This window comes from Paenibacillus hodogayensis (genome assembly GCF_039536325.1).
Taxonomy (GTDB): Bacteria; Bacillota; Bacilli; order Paenibacillales; family NBRC-103111; genus Paenibacillus_AB; species Paenibacillus_AB hodogayensis.
This window is the reverse complement of the sequence record NZ_BAAAYO010000010.1, coordinates 719,316-737,275: the sequence shown is the minus strand read 5'-3', so window position 1 is coordinate 737,275 and position 17,960 is coordinate 719,316. Positions and strand designations below refer to the sequence as shown.

General features: G+C 57.6%; 15 protein-coding genes and 1 riboswitch. Of the genes, 6 read left to right on the top strand and 9 right to left on the bottom strand.

Annotated features, from left to right (window positions below):
- Positions 1–66 precede the first annotated feature (66 nt).
- The 4 genes from ABD796_RS22260 to ABD796_RS22245 all read right to left on the bottom strand — a co-directional run bounded on the left by ABD796_RS22260 (position 67) and on the right by ABD796_RS22245 (position 5,451).
- Positions 67–984 (bottom strand): N-acetylneuraminate synthase family protein, encoded by a 918-nt coding sequence (locus tag ABD796_RS22260; RefSeq protein WP_344911971.1) that lies wholly within the window; start codon positions 982–984, stop codon positions 67–69.
- 21 nt (positions 985–1,005) lie between these two features.
- On the bottom strand, positions 1,006–1,971 hold the full coding sequence (locus tag ABD796_RS22255) for an ABC transporter substrate-binding protein (protein ID WP_344911969.1): 966 nt from the start codon (positions 1,969–1,971) through the stop codon (positions 1,006–1,008).
- A gap of 125 nt (positions 1,972–2,096) precedes the next feature.
- Positions 2,097–3,731 (bottom strand): helix-turn-helix domain-containing protein, encoded by a 1,635-nt coding sequence (locus ABD796_RS22250; protein ID WP_344911967.1) that lies wholly within the window; start codon positions 3,729–3,731, stop codon positions 2,097–2,099.
- Between the two features lie 91 nt (positions 3,732–3,822).
- Complete coding sequence (locus ABD796_RS22245) at positions 3,823–5,451, bottom strand: FAD-dependent oxidoreductase (RefSeq protein WP_344911965.1); 1,629 nt, start codon at positions 5,449–5,451, stop codon at positions 3,823–3,825.
- Between the two features lie 269 nt (positions 5,452–5,720).
- Between ABD796_RS22245 and ABD796_RS22240 the strand changes: the two genes are divergently transcribed.
- Complete coding sequence (locus tag ABD796_RS22240; protein ID WP_344911963.1) at positions 5,721–7,001, top strand: S-layer homology domain-containing protein; 1,281 nt, start codon at positions 5,721–5,723, stop codon at positions 6,999–7,001.
- A 313-nt stretch (positions 7,002–7,314) separates the two neighbouring features.
- Here the strand turns inward: ABD796_RS22240 and ABD796_RS22235 are convergent, their stop codons facing one another.
- Positions 7,315–8,619, bottom strand: a complete 1,305-nt coding sequence (locus tag ABD796_RS22235; protein ID WP_344911961.1) for an aminotransferase class I/II-fold pyridoxal phosphate-dependent enzyme — start codon at positions 8,617–8,619, stop codon at positions 7,315–7,317.
- Positions 8,620–8,729: 110 nt separating this feature from the next.
- Positions 8,730–9,485 (bottom strand): YceI family protein, encoded by a 756-nt coding sequence (locus ABD796_RS22230; RefSeq protein ID WP_344911959.1) that lies wholly within the window; start codon positions 9,483–9,485, stop codon positions 8,730–8,732.
- Positions 9,486–9,721: 236 nt separating this feature from the next.
- Here ABD796_RS22230 and ABD796_RS22225 point away from each other — a divergent pair, with 236 nt between their 5' ends.
- The 4 genes from ABD796_RS22225 to ABD796_RS22210 all read left to right on the top strand — a co-directional run bounded on the left by ABD796_RS22225 (position 9,722) and on the right by ABD796_RS22210 (position 14,338).
- Entirely contained in the window at positions 9,722–10,405 is a 684-nt protein-coding gene (locus ABD796_RS22225) for a response regulator transcription factor (RefSeq protein WP_344911956.1), read from the top strand.
- Positions 10,402–11,808: a HAMP domain-containing sensor histidine kinase gene (locus ABD796_RS22220; protein WP_344911952.1), complete on the top strand. Its 1,407-nt coding sequence runs from the start codon at positions 10,402–10,404 to the stop codon at positions 11,806–11,808. The genes ABD796_RS22225 and ABD796_RS22220 overlap by 4 nt, the downstream gene beginning before the upstream one ends.
- A 371-nt stretch (positions 11,809–12,179) precedes the next feature.
- A complete protein-coding gene (locus ABD796_RS22215) occupies positions 12,180–12,656 on the top strand; it encodes an NUDIX hydrolase (RefSeq protein WP_344911948.1) in 477 nt (158 codons plus the stop codon).
- A gap of 341 nt (positions 12,657–12,997) precedes the next feature.
- Positions 12,998–14,338 (top strand): ABC transporter substrate-binding protein, encoded by a 1,341-nt coding sequence (locus tag ABD796_RS22210; protein ID WP_344911944.1) that lies wholly within the window; start codon positions 12,998–13,000, stop codon positions 14,336–14,338.
- A gap of 195 nt (positions 14,339–14,533) precedes the next feature.
- Here ABD796_RS22210 and ABD796_RS22205 read toward each other — a convergent pair whose 3' ends face one another.
- From ABD796_RS22205 to ABD796_RS22195, 3 genes are all read right to left on the bottom strand, one after another.
- Positions 14,534–15,337 carry a helix-turn-helix domain-containing protein gene (locus ABD796_RS22205; protein ID WP_344911941.1) on the bottom strand — a complete coding sequence of 268 codons (804 nt, stop codon included), beginning with the start codon at positions 15,335–15,337 and terminating at the stop codon, positions 14,534–14,536.
- Positions 15,338–15,471: 134 nt separating this feature from the next.
- Positions 15,472–16,260 carry an archaetidylserine decarboxylase gene (gene asd, locus ABD796_RS22200; protein WP_344911938.1) on the bottom strand — a complete coding sequence of 263 codons (789 nt, stop codon included), beginning with the start codon at positions 16,258–16,260 and terminating at the stop codon, positions 15,472–15,474.
- A 440-nt stretch (positions 16,261–16,700) separates the two neighbouring features.
- Positions 16,701–16,940, bottom strand: a complete 240-nt coding sequence (locus ABD796_RS22195; RefSeq protein ID WP_344911935.1) for a hypothetical protein — start codon at positions 16,938–16,940, stop codon at positions 16,701–16,703.
- 188 nt (positions 16,941–17,128) lie between these two features.
- Positions 17,129–17,237: riboswitch (TPP riboswitch) on the top strand.
- 125 nt (positions 17,238–17,362) lie between these two features.
- Between ABD796_RS22195 and ABD796_RS22190 the strand changes: the two genes are divergently transcribed.
- Positions 17,363–17,956, top strand: a complete 594-nt coding sequence (locus ABD796_RS22190; RefSeq protein ID WP_344912922.1) for an ECF transporter S component — start codon at positions 17,363–17,365, stop codon at positions 17,954–17,956.
- Positions 17,957–17,960 lie beyond the last annotated feature (4 nt).

The window sequence follows — 17,960 nt, the reverse complement described above, 5'->3', positions numbered from 1 at the left end:
ACAGGCCTGCTCCAGGAGACAGGCCTGTTAGACGTGCAAGCGAAGGAGGCGATGCCGTCTGTCCGATCAGGCGAGCGGCTGAACCGGGCCGTACGTTTTGCCTACGATCGGGGCGAGGCTTTCCAAATCGAATGCCAGCCGGCTCCATTCCCGGGCGGAAAGCGCGATGTCCCGCTCGCCGTCTTGGTTGTCGTCGTCAAGATCCAGCTCGATAAAGATGCCGCTCGCTCCGGCGGCCACCACCGCTTTACTGAGCGGACCGACCATCTCGCGTCGTCCCGGAGCGTGCGTCGGATCGGCGAATACGGGCAGGTGGCTTAACGTTTGCAGCGCCGGAATGGCCGCAATGTCCAGCGTATTGCTCGTATACGTTTCGAACGTGCGGATGCCCCGTTCCAATAGAATAACGTTCGGGTTGCCGCGTTCGAGGATGAAATCGGCGCAGCGCAGCAAGTCGCGGTACGTGGCGCTCAATCCCCGCCTCAGCAATACCGCTTTGTCCGTTTTTCCGAGATGGTGCAGCAGATCGCGGTTTTGCATATTGCGTACGCCTACAGCCAAAATATCGGCATATTCGGCGCATACCTGGACATGCTGCGAGGACGGAACGGGCGTCATCGCCAGCAGTCCGTGCCGGTGGGCAACGTCGCGCAGCGTTTGCAGCCCTTCGATGTCCATTCCCTCTTCGACTCCGAGTACGAATTCGCCGCGCAGGATGTGCGCTCCCGATGCTTTCAGCAGCCGCGCCACTTCTTCAAGCTGCTCGCGCGATTTGTATTCGCTCGGGCCGCCGATGACCGACAGCGCGTCGCCGCCGATCGTTGTATCGCGAATGCGGATGACCGTGTTGTCCGGTTTACGGCTCCGGCTCCCCGCACCGTTGTACCCTTCTCCCGGCCGGGCATTTCCGGCCGGGGCGCTGCCGTCGCGATCGCCGGCCGTCATGGAAGGAGCCCCGCTATTCATCGTGCTTATCGTAGTCATGCGAATTCCGCCTTCCCCTCGTTATTTTTTGGATGCGAACAACGTATCCGCCAGCTCCAGCGATTTCATCATGCCCATCGCCGAATAGTCCAGCCACGGCTGCTGATCGATCATATACACATGTCCGTTTTTGACTGATTTCATATTGGTCCAGATCGCGCTGGCTTGAAGCTCCTTGTACAACGTTTGGGCATCCGAAGTAGGGGATACCTCCAGCAGAATGCGGTCTGCGTCATACTCGGGCAGCACCTCCCGGGAAATCGCTTGCGGCCCGTTAGGCAGCTTGTCCAAGCCTTTGACCGGCTTGAGCCCGAGATCCTGATACAGCAGCGAACCGTAGCTGCGGTCAAGGCCATAGAGGCGCAGTTCCTTCGGCATGATGCGCAGCACCATTACCGTATCGTCGCCGGCCGTCTTCTTGACGTTTTCTTTGACCTTGGCCAGCTTGGCGTCATATTCCGCCAGGAATGAATGGGCTTCCTTGACGCGCCCGGTCGCTTCGCCGAGCTTGACGAGCTGTTCTCTCCAGGTCAGCGTGCCCAGAGCCGGCAGCGAATAGAGCGGGGCGATTTTCTCGATCTGCTCCTTGTTGCTTTTCAGCAGCTCGTCCTGCCCGATAATGAGGTCCGGAGCCGCCTGTACGACCGCTTCCAGATTGGGCTCCTGCGAATTGCCCAGATTGACCGTGCCTTTCAGCATATCGGCCACGTGGGGCAAGAAGTCTTTGCCGGCCTGCGTCACGGCTCCGTAAGGCTGAATGCCGAGCGCGAGCAAATTGCTTGTATGCAATATCGATAACGACACGATACGCTTCTTGTCCGCTTCGGGGCCGGATGCCTCCGGTTTGGAATCGTTCTTTGCCGCCGTAGCACCTTCCATCTTCGTTTCAGCGACGTTTGCCCGGCTCTCTCCGCCGCTGCAAGCGGCCGTAACGAGGAGCAGCAGGCCGAACATCATGGCGCCTGTCGTTCTGTATAGCTTGCTCATGCTGTATGCCTCCCATGGAAAATGTGGATAAAACAATAATGATAATCATTATCACTACCTGATTATAAAGGTTCCTCCACGGCCGTTCCATGGCATATTTTAAGTTTATCGCTTTTGGATTATTTTCAGCGGCGATGCATGTGCGACAGCAGCGTTACGGCCTCGTCCAGCTGTCTGCTTATCGAATACGGGGAATAACCGCTCCATTTGTTCCAGTCGAGCGCCAATACGCGCCCGTCGCGTACGGCCGGGTGGCGGCGCCAAGCTTCGCTGGCTTGCAGCTCGGCGAGTCTGCCGATAGCTTGTTCTTGCGGCTGCACGAGAATGGCCAAATAATCCGCTTCACATTCGCTGAACTGTTCGGGTCCGACCGGCATCCAGTTGAATACCGTTCCGGCCCTGTATTTGGCCATCTCCCGGACAATCGGCCCCGGTGGAGTCAACTGCAGCGAGCGGTAGAACACGTGGCCGATGTTGCGGCCGCCGTACATTTTAAGCTTATCGCCCGCGACCACGCATATGGCGATCGTACTTTTGCCTGTCGTTCGCGCAACTTGGCGGCGGGCACGCTCGGAGGCGCCTTCGTGGCGCTCGATCCATGCGCGGGCGGCCGTTTCCTTGCCGGTCAGCTTGGCAATTTCGCGCATATGATCAAAGCAGTCGAGCAGCAGCCACGGAATCGTAACGATCGGCGCGATGTCCCCCATATGCTTGCGCGTCTCGTCTATAATATGCTCCTTGCACAAGATCAGGTCCGGCTTGCTGCGCAGCAGAGCTTTGCGGCTCGTTTCCCAATTTTCATAGGCACCGGCGTCGCCCCACTTGCGTTCGGAGAGCAGCTCCCCATGGCCGTATACTTCGCAAGGCTCGACGCCCAAAGCGAGCAAGTGATCGGTATAGGGCAAGGAAAGCGAGGCGATCGGAGCGTGCGGGCGCTTTTTCATATAGGCTGTAGGAGCCATTCCGCAATACGCCTTGAATCGGCGGCTAAAATAAAATTCGTCGCCGAAGCCGGTCAGTCGGGCGATATTGCGCAATTTGTCGGGTGAAGCAAGCATCAGCTCCTTCGCCCGGTTTATTCGCAGCCGGGTCAAATAATCGATCGGGCTTCTGCCCAGCTTGCGCTTGAACAGCGCCGAATAGTAGGCCGGATGCGTTCCTGCTATGCGGGCCAGCGACTGCAAGGTGATGTCCGAGGCGTACTGATGCTGCATATGCCTTAGCGTGCGCTGAATCGGATCTCCGGCGTATTCGGCAAGCCGGTCCGATTCGTTATCCAGAAGTAGCCGGAACAATTCCCGAACGTCTTGCTGGTAAAGAAGCGGATCGGCGTCCGGATCGTTCACGACGAAATCCGCGATCTTCCGGAGCAGCCGGGTCGTGCGCGAGGCGCCGCTTGCGGCGAATTTGCCTTTTACAGGGAAGGAAAGCTCTTTGTCGTAGACGAGCTGCCGCTCGCTGCGCTCCGTCAGGCGGAACACATCGAAGGAGAGGCGGTATACCGTCAAGGGCCTCGACGGATCGCCGCGAAGCTCCGCGACCGTGCCGGGCGCCAGGACGAACGCCGTTTTGGCGACGAAGTCCGACGGGCGATTGTCGATATACAGCTCGCCTCTGCCTTTCAGCGCGAACCATAACGTATGGGCATTAAGCACGTGCCGTTCCGGTTGAAGCTCGCGGCTGGAAGCGATGAGCTCGCATTGCCTAATATGAATCCATATCTGATGGAAAAAAGGATGATGCTTTTCTTCGCGCTTCATGTGATGCCTCCCGTCATGCCTTGGTCGACGATTTGTACAGAAAGAGGACACCGCCAGCGGCGATGTCCTGACCCGAGCTTGCTTGATTCGGTTACTTCCGCTTGTACTGCGCGTATACGATTTCCCCGGTATCGAGCTTGGCGAGCTCGTCCTTCGTCCAGCCGGCCAGCTTGTTGACACCCTTGACGCCGGTCAGTTTGATCTTGTACTTCGATTCCAGCAGCTGGTGCAGCGCCGGCATGTCGGCTTCGGTCAGCTCCTTCAGCTTCTTCTTGCCCTGAATTTGGCCGAGAATGACGCCGATCGATTCGGCGGCCAGACCGGTGTTCGGCTGGATACGCGCGCTGCCGTAGGCGATTGCGGAGGCGCCGACGTTTTTGCCGGCCATGATGACGTTGTCGTACTTTTTCAGCAGGAAGCTGCGCAGCGGCATGCCGTATTTGTCCGGACGCCCCATCTCGATTCCCCACTTGTTGAGGCTCGTTCCTTGCAGGTCGAGCGGGTAGCCGGCGATGCTGACGTTGTCCCAGAACATGTTGGCCCCGAGCATGTCCGACGGCTTGAGCACGTACTCCGTCTCGTAATGGTTATACTCCCGTATGTACAAATAGTCGGGGAAGCCGTTCAATTCGGTTTTCTCCCAGCCGGTGATCGATTTGCGGAAATGGTCCACGATGAGCGGGATTTCTTTCTTGCCTAGCTCCATCGCTTCCGCGACGGACTTCGGATCGGACGGATCGACGGTGTAGATGAGAAAGGCATTGATCAGCACATCGCCGTCCCGCTGGCTCACCGCGTTCAGGCCGCGCAGGAAGACGCGGTCGTTGGTCGGCTTGTAGCGGTCGGTCATGCCGGACAGTCCGATGGCGAAGCTTTCGTTGACGTAGCCGCCGCCGTACTTCTTGCTGCGCTCGGCTGCGGTCAAGCCGTTGAAATGGGCGTTGAACGTTTTCCAGTCGACGTTTTTCAGCTTGATCATCATGCCGGCGCTCATGTATTCGATCTTGTCCGGATGGCCGTAAAACGCTTCGAGTCCGGGCATGCGCGTCACGTTCAGACGGGAGGCAAACGCCGCGTAGTCGGTATTTTCCACCCAGTATTGGGCTTCGATCCGCTTGGCCGTGCCGTCCTTCGTCTTGTAGTCGACCGAAGCGACCGTGGAGTCGCCGGCGCCGGTAGCCGGAGCGTTCGTCTTGACGCTAGTAATCGCAATTCCCGATTCCAGCGGGATGCCTTCGCGCAGCTCGTCGAAATAGCGGACGAATTCGTCTTTTTTACGGATTTTGCCGTTTTTGAAGCCGTCGAACAGCGGTTTGATCCGCCCTTGCACGAGCGAACGGCCCTGCTCGTCCTTCGTTTCGTCCAGAAACAGCATCTCGCCCGCGATCAGCTGGCCGCCGATCTCATCGCGAGGATCGAGTATTTTGACTTTCAATCCTTCGTCCATGGCGGCGCGGGCCAAGTACATGCCCTCCATCTCGCTGCCGAACATCACGACGTCGACCTTCTCGGTCGGAATGACAGGCTCGGGCGGCGGGGCCGGCTTCGCAGGCGTTTTTGTCGGATTGTCCGAGCCCGGCGGCACCGATTGTCCGGCGACCGGATCTCCGGTGGCGGACGGTTTGTTGCCTTGCGTGGCGATGACGGCCCAGCCTGCAAAGAGCAGGACGAGAAATAGGACGGAAGAAGCCAGTATGACGGTCTTGCGGTTAAAGCGCATGCGTGAACCCCTTTCCAAATGCGGATAGTCACTTAACAGTCTATCATTTTTTGACTCACCCCCACAAACGTTTTGGCCAAAGCGAATGGATTTAGCAGTACCGGAAACACTTCGCGAAGGTTCTGGACCGAGAAGCCGGACGATCCCGGCAGGACCCGTTATCTGATCAATAACCGGGAATAGGGCGGTCCACTCTCAAGTCCGAAAGATCTACTGGAAGCGTATACATGATTGTATGAATATATGAACAATAAGGAGAGTGTAGAAACATGAAAAAAATGTTGAAAACGGCGGTTCTGACGACGGTAACGCTGGCGATGATCGCGGGCGGAGCCGGCTCGGCGCTGGCCGATGGCAAAGGAAAGGGCAACGACAAGAACGACAACAAGCACGGCGGGAATGCGCCTTACAGCTGGAACAACGGAGTCTCCGGCAAAAACGACAACAAGGGAGCAAGCAATATCAGCTTCGAGAGCAAGGGCAATATGAACATCATTATCAATTTCAGCGATTTGAAAGGTGCCGATGTAGAATGGGCGGCGAGATACATAGCCAGCCTGTCCGGCAAGCGCGTATTCGAGGGCTTCGAGGACGGGACGTTCCGGCCGAAGGAAAAGGTGACCCGCATCCAAGCGATTACGGCGGCCGTCCGGCTTATGGGACTGCGCGACAAGGCGGAATCTGCGGATGCAGTGAACACCCGGCTTAACTTCAAGGATGCGGACAAGGTGAAGCAGCAATATCCGTGGGCAGTCGGCTATGTCGCCGTGGCGCTGGAGAACGATCTGTTCTCCGAGGTCGATGCGTCCGTCGATCCGGACAAACCGGCCGACCGGCTGTGGGCGACAACGCTGCTCGTGAAGGCGCTGAAGCTTGATGCGGAGGCGAAGGCGAAGATGAACACGAAGCTGACGTTCAAGGATGCGGCGCAAATTCCGGCCGGGTCTGTCGGCTATGTGGCGGTCGCCATCGAGAAGAAGCTGATCGACGGCTTCGAGGATAATACGTTCCGCCCGAACGAAGCGGTGACCCGGGCCCAACTGGCCGCCCTGCTCGACCGGACCGGCGATCAGCTCCCCGGCGAGGAACAAAATGTCGTAACCGGCACTGTAACCGGATATCCGAACAACAATGTGCTGACGGTCAATAAAGGCGGCGTCCCGACTTCGGTGACGATCGATCCGAACGCATTCGTCTACCGCAGCGGCGTCCGCGTCGGACTCGGAGCTCTCCAGCCGGGCGATGTCGTCCGCGTCAAGCTGGTGAACAATATTGGGATTTACGTCGAAGTGACATCCGCAACGACGAACCCTAACGTCGACTTCACCTTAACCGGCCGCGTCTACTCGTACGAATCGACGGACGAGAAATTGACGAAGATCTATGTCAATACGGCTGCGAACACCAACGACCAGCCGGTCGTGCAAAGCTTTGCGGTCGATGCCAATTATACGATCGAGAACGGCGACCGCATGTCGTTGATCGCCGGCCGCAGCATTACCGTGAGCGGCACGAACCAGGTGGTCAAGAAAATCAAGGTCAACTGGTAAAAGGGCCAGCAGCAGGATAGCAAAAAAAGCCGCAGAGCGGGCGCGATCGCAATCGCCCGCATGCGGCTTTTTTTGTCGATTACTGCTGCGCAGCAACCGCACTCATCCCTCGTGACGGTGCGATCGATATTCCGGTCCGGCTATTTGCAGGGCATCGTCGTCGCCCTGGAAGCGCTGGAGCCGGAGGCGGATAAAAGGAATAACAGCGCCAAAAAGCCCTGCCTACCGGCGGATTCCGGTTTATCCGGTTCCTGTCGGTAGGCAGGGCTTTTTTGAATCGGTTAGAGCGCATGCGGCCCGGAAGAGAGCGACGTTACTTGGCCGCTTGCTCCAGATCGGTCACGCCCTGATAAATTTGGTTGAACAGATCCTCGAGATCCTCGGCCTCGATGCAGGAGAAGGCCACGCGCAGGTCGGTTTCGCCGAGAGCGATCGTGCCGATCCCGTACTGGTCCAGCAGGTGGGTGCGCAGCGCCTCGGCGTCGACCGTCTTCAGCTTCAGGCACATGAAGTAGCCGGAGTTGAACGGATAGTACGTCCAGGCGGAGTCGAACTTGCCGCTGTCGAGCAGCTCCTTCGTCCGGTTGGCGCGTGCTTTCATAATATGGAACTTCTCCAGCCGCTGGCTCTCGAAATCCGGCGATTGCAGCGCGCGCAGCACGAACGTCTGCGACGGATGCGGACCGCTAGAGATCGTCGCCCGGATGATGCCCGCCGTCTTCTGTTCGAGGGCGGCAAGCAGCGGCGCGCTCGGGGACGAATACGTAATGAAGCCTACGCGGAAGCCCCAGACGAATTCTTCCTTCGTCGCCCCATCGACCTTGACCGGGAGAATACGCGGATGAATGTCGGCGAGTTGGCCGAACAGCGATTCATGCAGCGAATCTTCGAAGAACAGGCTGAAATAGGCGTCGTCCGTCACGGCTACGATATTGATGCCCGCTTCCGCGCCGGCCAGCAGGGCGGCTACGATCTCCCGGCCTTCCGCAGCGTCCGGCGTATACCCGGTCGGATTGTTCGGGAAGTTCAGGATGACGATCGCCTTGCCCCGTTCCTTCTGCGCCAGCACCGCTTCGCGCAGCGCTTGCGAGTTGAACCGGTTGTTCGCGTCGTACAGCGGGAAATTGATAATGCGCGCGCCGCGACGGATGCCGAAGCACAGCTCGTAGTTTTCCCAGTTTTTGTCCGGGAAAATAACGGCGTCTCCCTCGTCCGCGAACAGGTCGGCTACGATGCTGAGCCCGTGCGTGAGCGCGTTCGTGACGATCGGATTGCTGATCGTCTTGCCTTGGGCCGACGGGTTTTCCACCAGCATCTTGTCGCGCCATGCTTTGCGCAGCGCCGGTTTGCCTTCGGGCGGAGCGTACGGGTAAATGTCGTTCGGGTCGTACGCGTCAAGCGTATCCTGAATCGCCTTCAAATACATCGGCTTGCCCTTCTCCAGAGCGGTGCCGATCGTGGCGTTAAATGTGGTGGCTTTCGCTTTCGCTTCGGCCGATTGGCTCAGTATGCCTTCCTTCGGGAAGTAAATCGCTTTGCCCAGCCCCGAAAGCATGGAAAATACGTGAGGGTTCTCCTGTTCGATGGTCGCATTCAACTGCTTTACCAGTTCGTTCACTTGAGTCCATCCTTCCAAACCGTGTTTTCTTATTGAAGGTCGCCTTATTATACCATTTCGTCACAGGCGAGTCACCCACGGATTGGCTTGCTCCGGGCTTCGCAAAACGCTTATTTGCCGAACACCAGCTCCATTCTGACGGTCAGGTTGTTTTCCGCGGCGAGCACGACCGTGTGCGGGTTTTTCATCCCGAAATCGCCGAATGTGACGACGGTGGAGCCGGACAGCTTCAGCTGCGCTTTCTCGTACAGGGCGTTGGCGTCGAAGACGACGTCCTTGGTTATGCCTTTCACCGTCAATGAGCCCTTTATCTTCAAAGGTACGACCTGACCTTCCTTCCAAGCGGCCGGCAGCCCCTCGAACGAGGTTACCGCAAAGGCAGCCTTCGGATGGCTTGCCGCTTGAAGCAGGTCGTCGCTCTTGATATGGTTGTCCCGCTGATTGTTGCCCGAGTTGAGCGAGGCAATCTCAACTTCGCCCTGTCCTTTGGTTTGAGCGGGATCGGCGACGTTCACGGTCCACTGTCCCTTCACTTTGTCGCCGGCGATATTGACCGTTTCCTTCGAGGTAGTGACGGAGACATACACCTTCGACGAACCGTCTACGGTGCTCCACGTTCCGTTCAGCTTGTCCGCCGGCACGGCGTCGGCAGCGGCGGCTTGGCCGGAATTTCCCTGCGACGGGGAAGCCGGAGAGGCGTTCTGTCCGGGCGAAGCTTGTCCGGCCGACGGAATGACCTGCTCGATCTCTACATGGTTGCCGGCGTAGTAGTCGTAGGCGGTATAACCTCCGGCCAGAAGCAGAAGAGCGAGGCCGGAAGCGTACAGGACGTTTTTGTTTTTGCTTGTTTTGGGGCGGTTAGCCATATGATTTCCCTCCGTATCGTTGGATGCCGATTGTCTGTTTACTCCGGTTGCGCGGGCTGTCCATTGCTCAAGGGCGCCGGTAGCTGCGCCGCTTGTGTAACAGTGTACCAACCGTTCGTGTCGGGAAGAAGTCGGCTCCGGAAAAAGAATCGGTCGATTGACGTCCGGCGGGCTTGCTGGTATACAATAAAGAAATGAAGGAACGGACAAGAAACGGACGTTAGGGGGAGAGGCGGATGCGGACGATTTTGCTCGCCGAGGACGAGGAAGCGATCGCCCGGGTGCTCACGGCTTATTTGAAGCGCGCGGGCTTCTCGGTCGAACGGGCGGCGGACGGGGAAGAGGCGTTGCGGCTGTTCGAGGCGTCGCAACCCGATCTTGTGCTGCTCGATGTGATGATGCCGGCCATCGACGGCTGGACCGTGCTGGAGCGCATCCGCGAAAGAAGCGGCTGTCCGATCATCATGCTGACGGCCAAGGGCGATATCGAAAGCCGGCTGGACGGGCTGAACCGAGGCGCCGACGACTACATGTCCAAGCCGTTCGTGCCGGAGGAGGTCGTCGCCCGCGTCAATGCCGTCCTGCGCCGCCCGGTTCGCTGGATCGCCGGCGGGGAGCAGCGCCACTTCGGGCGGCTGACCGTCGATTTTGCCGCGCACCGCGTATGCCTGAGCGGGGCGGAGCTCTTGCTCAGCCCGCGGGATTTGTCGCTGCTGCTGTTTCTGGCCGAGTACCCGAACCGTACGTTTACGCGCGAGCAGCTGATCGAGCAAGTATGGGGCATGGATTACGAGGGTAGCGACAGAGCCGTCGATCTGTCGATCAAGCGGCTGCGGCAAGTGCTTTCCCGGTGGCCGGAAACCGAAGGAGAGATCCGCACGCTGCGCGGAACGGGGTATCAATTTTGGGTAGGCGAATGAAACCGACCTCGATTTTGTCGTATTGGACGTTCCGCTACTTGCTCATCCTGTGCGTTGGGCTGGCGCTCGTGGCGTCGGCCGCCGTGCTGTGGGTGCGCGCGGCGACGATGGACAGCCGGCTGCAGATGATGGGGCTGCTCTCGCAGGAAATCGCCGACCGGGTCGCCGGCGACGGAGACATTCCGGTTATAACGAAATCGCTCGACGAGCTGATCGGAAACCGCAAACGGTATTTCAAGCTGAACGACGAGCTGTGCGTGACAATTACGGGGACGTCCGGGCAGATGTTCTACAACGACGGGACCGTGCCGCCGCAGGAAATCCGCAAACGGCTGAACGAAGAGATGACGGCGCCCGTCAACCCGGATTTTGTAACGGTCTCGACGCCGATTTACAATAAAGCGGGGACGACGATCGGCCACGTGACGCTGATCCAGACCCGCAAAGCGCTGGTCTTCACGCCGCATCAGAACGGAGTTCTCGCCATTCTGCTTATCGGTCTTGCCGTCTTCGGTTGGCTGACGGTATACTTGCTCTCCCGCAAGCTGTCGAGGCCGATTCGGCAAGTGGCGGCTGCCGCCAGGCAGGTGAGCCACGGTTCTTACGATATCCGGCTGGACGGGGAATGGCGGGAAAGAGAGATCGGCGAGCTGGTCGGCTCGTTCAAGGAGATGACGTCGCGGCTGCGCCAGCTGGAGGAGTGGCGAACGCTGATGATGGCAGGCATTACGCACGAGCTGAAGACGCCGGTCACTTCGGTAAAAGGACTCGTTCACGCCGTTCGCGAAGGCGTCGTACAGGGCAAGGAAGCCGACGAGTTTCTCGATATCGCCTTGAAGGAAACCGACCGGCTGCAGACGATGGTCGCGGATCTGCTCGATTACGATGCTTTGGCTGCGGGATTCGTGACGGTAAGGCGGGAGCGGCTGGACGCCGGAGCCTTGATCGCGGAAATCGTTCACCAATGGAACGTGGTTCACGAGCCGGAACGGCCGTTGGCCGAGCTGGAGCCGGTCGCGCCGGGGCTGGAGCTGTTCGGCGATCCGTTCCGCATCCAGCAAATCGTCGTCAACCTGCTGAACAATGCCAGGCAGGCAGAAGCGCCTGGCCGTCCGCTGGCGATTGCGTTACGCACGGCTGGCGCCGGCGGGATGGCGGAGGTCGTCGTGGCCGACAATGGCCGGGGCATTCGCGAAAACGAGCGCGATTTCGTGTTCGAGCGTTTTTTTCGCGGAGAGGAGAAAAGACAGCGCATCCGCGGCCTCGGCCTCGGCTTGACTTTCAGCCGGATGCTGGCCCGCGCCCAGGGAGGCGACCTGCTGCTCGTCCGCAGCTCGTCCGACGGCAGCGAGTTCGCTCTTCGGCTGCCGCTTGCCGGGAGCGTTCGGGAGGATGCTCTCTAGGCGCCCAGGGAGCCCAATATCGGCAGAAAGGCATGACGCTGCACCTGTAGCGGACGGTTGGCTGCGCCGCCTGGTCGGCGCCAGCCGTGGAGTTGGGCACGTCATGCCCCGACTCGTCTGAAGTTGCGCTGCTGCAGGAGATGGCGGTACGAATTGCGCAAAAAAGAGCGGCCCCCGTCGGTTGTCCCGCTACATTGCGACTCTTTCGTGGCCATATGCATGTATAGAGCGTACCGATACCGTGAATACCTGTAATGCGTACCGATTGCGCTGGAACGGCGATTTTCTTTTTTTAGTGGGATCGGTTACAATTATTGAACATTGTGACTTTGTGGCAGCCGCCGTGAGCTTGCGGGCGGGGAGGGGGACGTATGAATCCGAAATTGAGAGCCGCCGGGATTATGATTCGCGATTTCAAAGCGGGGGACCCCAGGCATGGAAGCGAACGACAGGTGTTGGTGCAGTGCGATGAGGACGAATCGTTTTACCGGTTTGCCGGAGGAACGGTGGAATACGGAGAGACGGCTGCCGAAGCGATCGTGCGCGAGTTTATGGAGGAGTACGATCTGGAGGTCAAGGTCGGTCCCCTTATAGCGGTGAACGAGCATTTTTTTCAATACTACGGCAAGGAGCATCATCAGGTTACGCTGATCCATCATTGCGAGCTGGCGGAGACGGACGACATTCCCGAGCCGCTATGGCATAAGGAGCATTCCTCGGTCAAGCTCGTTTGGCGTACGCTGTCCCAGCTGAAACGACGTCCCGTTTATCCGGAGGGGATCTTCCCGATGCTGGAGCAGGAATATCCGACGATGGTGCATCTCGTCACGGGCCGGGGTAACCGGTAAGCCGTAGGCCAAGAGCAGGGCATGACAGGCTAGGCGCAAGCGTTCGCTTGCGCCTTTTTGGCATGGGCGCCGCGTCGCTGCGAGTCAAACGCGAGAGTCGGCTCGTCCTCCCCGCGGAAGGCAAGTTTTATGAGCAGACTTACGGCATGGCCTGAGCCGAAATATCGGGTTTGGCCGTGTTTCTTCGAGCTGGGGAATCCGGCTTTTCGATTTAAGCGAATCGGATAAATGATCGTTGTTTCCTCTATGTCAAGCGGTCAAGCGAGCGTATAAAATAAAGGTAATCTTAGAGGTTAGCGCTAACTTGACTGAAGCAACGATAAAAGGGAGGATCGATTCCAATGATGAAGAGAAGCGGATGGTTGACCATAGTCGCATGCAGTTGTGTATCTTTATTGTCGGCCGCTTGCAGCAGTGGCAGCGGCAACGGTAACCCGGATGCCGCCAAGCCGGGTGAAGCGGTTAATCAGGAAGAGGCGGCGGAGCTGACGTTTTACGGGAACTCCACTCAATCGCAGCAATATTTCAACACGTATTACGGGGATGCGATACGCAAAAAGTTTCCGAATTACACCATCCATTATTTGCAGCTGGACGCTGCGGTGAAAGCGACGACATTGCCCGAGCTGGTCGCGACGAAAACCACGATCGATATTTACTATGCCACGATCGGTAATTTTGAAAGCGCTTTACAAACCTACGACTTGCAGGTTGATATGACCGACCTGATCAAAAAGCACGGCATTGATACGAACCGGTTTGAGCCGACTTTGATCGACGCCATGAAAATCAACACGGGAGGGCTGCTGTACGGCATTCCGATTCAGTCGAATGTTCAGGCGCTCTATTACAACAAAGATCTATTCGATAAATTCGGAGTTCCCTACCCGAAAGACGGTATGACGTGGGACGAGGCTGCGGAAATTTCCGGCAAGTTGACCCGCTTTGCCGACGGCAAGCAATATTACGGCTTCTCCGCAACATTCGGCCATACGATTCGCTCCAACCAGTTCTCGCTGGCTCGGGCCGACCCCAAAACGGAAACGCCGACAATCGCCGCCGATCCGAAATGGAAGACGTTTTACGAGACGATATTCGGCAAGATGATGCCGGGAGAGGCGTACAAGCAGCGCTTCTTGCAAAACTCGACGCTGGACGGGATCAATGGCTTTATCAAGGATCAGGAGGTGGGGATGCTTAACTTCTTCGCCCAACTGTACTTGACGAATCCGGAAGAGCTGAAGGCGATGAACTGGGACTTGGTGTCGATGCCGACCTTTCGCGAACTGCCCGGGATCGGCTCGCAAAGCTACCCGATGTACTTCGGCGTAACGAAGCTGGCAAAAAATCCGGATGCCGCTGCCAAGGTGTTGAAATATATGGCTTCGGAAGAATTCCAGGTTTCGCTGGCGCGCAAAGGGTGGATGTCGTCGCTGAACACGGAGAAAGTGCGCAAGGAATACGGTCAGGATACGCCGTTCAAGGAAAAGAATTTCGCAGCTTTGTTTATCAATAAACCGGCTGTCATTCCGGCCGCGCCGATCTACGACCCTGCCCTCGTCAGCCAATATCAGGCTGCGGCACAATCGCTGATCAAAGGAACGACGGATATCAATACGGTATTCCGCAATGCCGAGGAGGCGGGGAGCAAGGCGATCAAGGCTGCCCAGCAGGCCAAGTGACGGCGTCGAGCGTAATCGGCCCCGGGGAACCGGAACATTGCAAGATTCGTACAACGGCGAGGGATATATGGTCGCTTTCCGCACCGCATTCGATCCGACTCGGCCGCAATAGCGCCTCTCTTCTGCCCCAAGCCCCGATCAAGTCCGCCCCGGCGGGTCGGGGGCTTGGGTTTTTGACGTCCGGTTTGCCCGGGATCAAGGAATGCAGTCGGAAGGATTTTTGCCAGTCATTTTTTTGAACAGTCGGCTGAAATAATAAATATCGTGGTAACCGACCGAAAGCGCCGCCTCCGTCACGTTGCAGCCGCCGCCCAACAGCAAATCCTTCGCTTTGTTGAGGCGGATATGGTTCTGGTACTGCACGGCGGTCATGCCCGTAATTTTCTTGAACAGCAGCCGGAAGTGGGAGGCGCTCAGTCCGGATAGGCTGGCCAACTGGTCGGTCGTGAAGCTTTCGGCGTAATGCTGCAAAATATGGTTCGCCGTCCGCTCTATCGCATTGTAGCGGAAGTTCCCGTGCATGGAGCGGTTTTGTTCGTGGAGCAGCTGATACAGAATGTCCATGAGCAGGCTGCGGCATTTGACGTTAAATCCGGCTCTCCGTCCGGTCCAAACTTGGCTCAGCTCGAGAAATAGCGGGGAAAGCTTGTACAGATGAGGGCTGCGAATCCATCGTTCCAGCCGGTCGAATTGCTCCCGGGACGGCTCGTCGAGAAACTGGGCGTCGAACGAAATGAAAATGAACGACCACGGATGGTCGGGATTGGCGTAAGCGGAACGGACGACGCCTCTCGGGAAAAACAATAAATCGCTTTTGCGAATGTGGAAGTCTTTTCCTTCCACTTTGTAGAAAGCTTCGCCTTCCAGACAATAGGCGACAAGGTATTGGGCATTGTTGGATATTCCATCCATTTTCCATTGCGGATTCGGCTTTCGTTCGCTGATATGACTGATTTCGACGTTGAAATCAAAGTCGCTGTATGCGTAGACGACAGACATGAAGGGCACCGCTCCATCCCATCAAACAGTCTTGTTGAAAGCATGAAAGATAAGTCTATTTTAGCACGGGTATCCTGAAAATGGAAAAGCAAACATCCTTCGAATTTGACGGATGTTTGCTTATGTGTCGTGCCTCATTTTTTGCCGTGTAGTTGTCCCAACGATTCACCCATCCTGACCTTACTGCCTACGGCCAAGTCCCGGCGGGGCTCGAGGATGCCGTTCTCGGTCAGCAGCACGACGGTCGAGCCGAACTCGAAATAGGCGAGATCGTCGCCGCGCTCCACACGGTCCGGAAGCGGCTCGACGTAGCAGATGCTGCTGACGTTCATGGCGCCGACCTTGACGACGGCCAGTTCGCCGTATTCGTGGTCAATATACGTAATAAGCCGTTCGTTGCGGCTGAGCACCCGTTTCATGTGGCGCAAGCCGAAATCGTTGACGGGGTACACTTTCCCTTTCACATGCTCCTTTTCCACAATTACGCCGGATGCGGGAACGTGAATTCGGTGGTAGTCCGTCGGGCTTAAGTAGAGGACGAAGTAAAAGCCGGACCGGTAACTGACGGTCCTCGGGGAACGGTTCAGCAGTTCTTCGACGGTGTAGTCTTGTCCTTTGACGTTCAGCAGCGTGCCCGCCTGAATCGGCCCCATGCCGGTAATAAGCGCGTCGACCGGACTCAGCAGGGCGTCCGGGTTTTCGTCGAACGGGCGCAGCCCCGGCTTCAGACGCCGCGTAAAAAATTCGTTCAACGTCCGGTATTCCGCAATCGCCTTCTCAGCGTCTTCAATACGGATTCCGTACGATTTGGCGAACTGCGGGATGAGCAGCCGGCTTGCTTCCGATCTGGCAAATGCGCCGGTCAGGCGCGAGATCCATTTCCGCGAAGAAAGCTCGGTCAACAATCGAAATAACGGTTTCATCTTCGTCCATGCCCCTTGCGAGAGATATATCTTATCTTGACATAGAACAGGCGGCAACGCAACAGCGATTCCCGCACCCGTATCTCCCGATCTCCCCAGGACGTAATGGAGCCTTCTCGGTTCCGCAGCGGCAAACAGACGAGCTGCTGCGGCAGCCGTCCTGGATCGAAGGGGCTGTAGAGCTGGCGGTTACGGAGCTTTAAGGAAGAGGTCAGCCGCTGGCTGGAAGCCGACTATTGCCGGGCCCGCAAAGATGATTACAAAGGATTCGATTTTCGGGGAAAGACTGCGGATTCTGGCGATCGATGACGTCATGGAGAAGGCCGTGCAATTGCTGCGATCGCGGAGAGGATGTACGGCGAGCGGAAGCGTCTGTCCGGCCATCTTTATTCCGTCGCGGCGGCTGCGCCTGAATCGGGAACGCTTTCAAACGGGCAAAATTAGCTGCTTGTCGCCATGCCGATCTTCTCCGCCCGCTTGCCGTTCTTCTTGTATTCTTGGCAGGAGAGGCATGTCGCCACATTGAGCTGTACCGGGATGGCGCAGCCGGAGTATTTCACGCAGTGCACGGGTGTTCGGTCATCGGAGTCGGAGGCGATATGCACGCAGAAGCGGCATCCGGATATCAGTTCGTGCGTGGCGTCCAGCATGGTCTGCTTCAACCGAACGAGTTCTTCCATGGTTTTGCGGCTCCTTCGATATTCGATTCCGTTGCCTTTTGCCGGATAAAGTCGAGTCTGCGCAAGAATGAATATCCATATAATAACATATCCAAATTCAGTCTGTCACTATTTGGAATTATATCTTTGTTAGGTTTCATGACAAGCCGGAAAGCCGGTTGACAAACGTTGGAATCGTGTTACGATATAGAAGTCACTAGGGGAGCCCGGCCGGGCTGAGATTGGATGCTTGCGCATCCTAGACCCTTCGAACCTGATCTGGATGATGCCAGCGTAGGGAAGTGGGACACCGTAACGTTCGAAGCGCTTGATGTCGAATACGCGTCCGCCCTCTATCGGGGGCGGGCTTTTTTTTGCTGCGAAACGGGCCGCCTGAAGTGACGAAAACACTCGTTATCGAAAAGGAGCTGGGGTTATTGTCCATCGCAAGGAAGCGTTCCAAAGGCTTGAAGCTGACCGACATTCTGGTCACGATCGTCATCGCGATCGTGTTCGGACTCATTTACCGGATCTGGGGACCGGTATACGATGTCGTCAAGCTTGTCGGCCTGCAAGCCGAGCAGCTCACGTACGGCATGTGGTTTATCGCCGCCACGGTCGCGTTCCTGCTGATCCGCAAGCCCGGTGTGGCACTGCTGGCGGAAGTCGCCGCCGCGTCGGGAGAGCTGCTCACGGGCTCGCAGTACGGGGTCGAATCGCTGACGTACGGCATTATGCAGGGGATTGGAGCAGAGTTGATCTTCGCTCTGTTCGCATACCGCTCCTATTCGCTTGTCACCGCTTGCCTGGCCGGGATCGGCGCGGGACTCGGGGCACTGGCGATGGATGCGTACAAAGGCTATTTGCTGGAATTGCAGGGCTGGAACTTGACGTTGTACCTCGTGTTCCGGTTTATCGGCTGCATCGTTATTACCGGCGGCTTCGCCTATTATCTGGTCAAGGCGCTGGAGGCGACCGGGGTGACCCGGATCGTGCGCCCGGTGTCCGATGCGGACCGGCAGGGGCTCCATGATTGAACGG

Bases quoted from the DNA above. Each gene is read 5' to 3' on its own strand.
- ABD796_RS22260 (WP_344911971.1), bottom strand. From the start codon at position 984: ATGACTACGATAAGCACGATGAATAGCGGGGCTCCTTCCATGACGGCC.
- ABD796_RS22255 (WP_344911969.1), bottom strand. From the start codon at position 1,971: ATGAGCAAGCTATACAGAACGACAGGCGCCATGATGTTCGGCCTGCTG.
- ABD796_RS22250 (WP_344911967.1), bottom strand. From the start codon at position 3,731: ATGAAGCGCGAAGAAAAGCATCATCCTTTTTTCCATCAGATATGGATT.
- ABD796_RS22245 (WP_344911965.1), bottom strand. From the start codon at position 5,451: ATGCGCTTTAACCGCAAGACCGTCATACTGGCTTCTTCCGTCCTATTT.
- ABD796_RS22240 (WP_344911963.1), top strand. From the start codon at position 5,721: ATGAAAAAAATGTTGAAAACGGCGGTTCTGACGACGGTAACGCTGGCG.
- ABD796_RS22230 (WP_344911959.1), bottom strand. From the start codon at position 9,485: ATGGCTAACCGCCCCAAAACAAGCAAAAACAAAAACGTCCTGTACGCT.
- ABD796_RS22225 (WP_344911956.1), top strand. From the start codon at position 9,722: ATGCGGACGATTTTGCTCGCCGAGGACGAGGAAGCGATCGCCCGGGTG.
- ABD796_RS22220 (WP_344911952.1), top strand. From the start codon at position 10,402: ATGAAACCGACCTCGATTTTGTCGTATTGGACGTTCCGCTACTTGCTC.
- ABD796_RS22215 (WP_344911948.1), top strand. From the start codon at position 12,180: ATGAATCCGAAATTGAGAGCCGCCGGGATTATGATTCGCGATTTCAAA.
- ABD796_RS22210 (WP_344911944.1), top strand. From the start codon at position 12,998: ATGATGAAGAGAAGCGGATGGTTGACCATAGTCGCATGCAGTTGTGTA.
- ABD796_RS22205 (WP_344911941.1), bottom strand. From the start codon at position 15,337: ATGTCTGTCGTCTACGCATACAGCGACTTTGATTTCAACGTCGAAATC.
- asd (WP_344911938.1), bottom strand. From the start codon at position 16,260: ATGAAACCGTTATTTCGATTGTTGACCGAGCTTTCTTCGCGGAAATGG.
- ABD796_RS22195 (WP_344911935.1), bottom strand. From the start codon at position 16,940: ATGGAAGAACTCGTTCGGTTGAAGCAGACCATGCTGGACGCCACGCAC.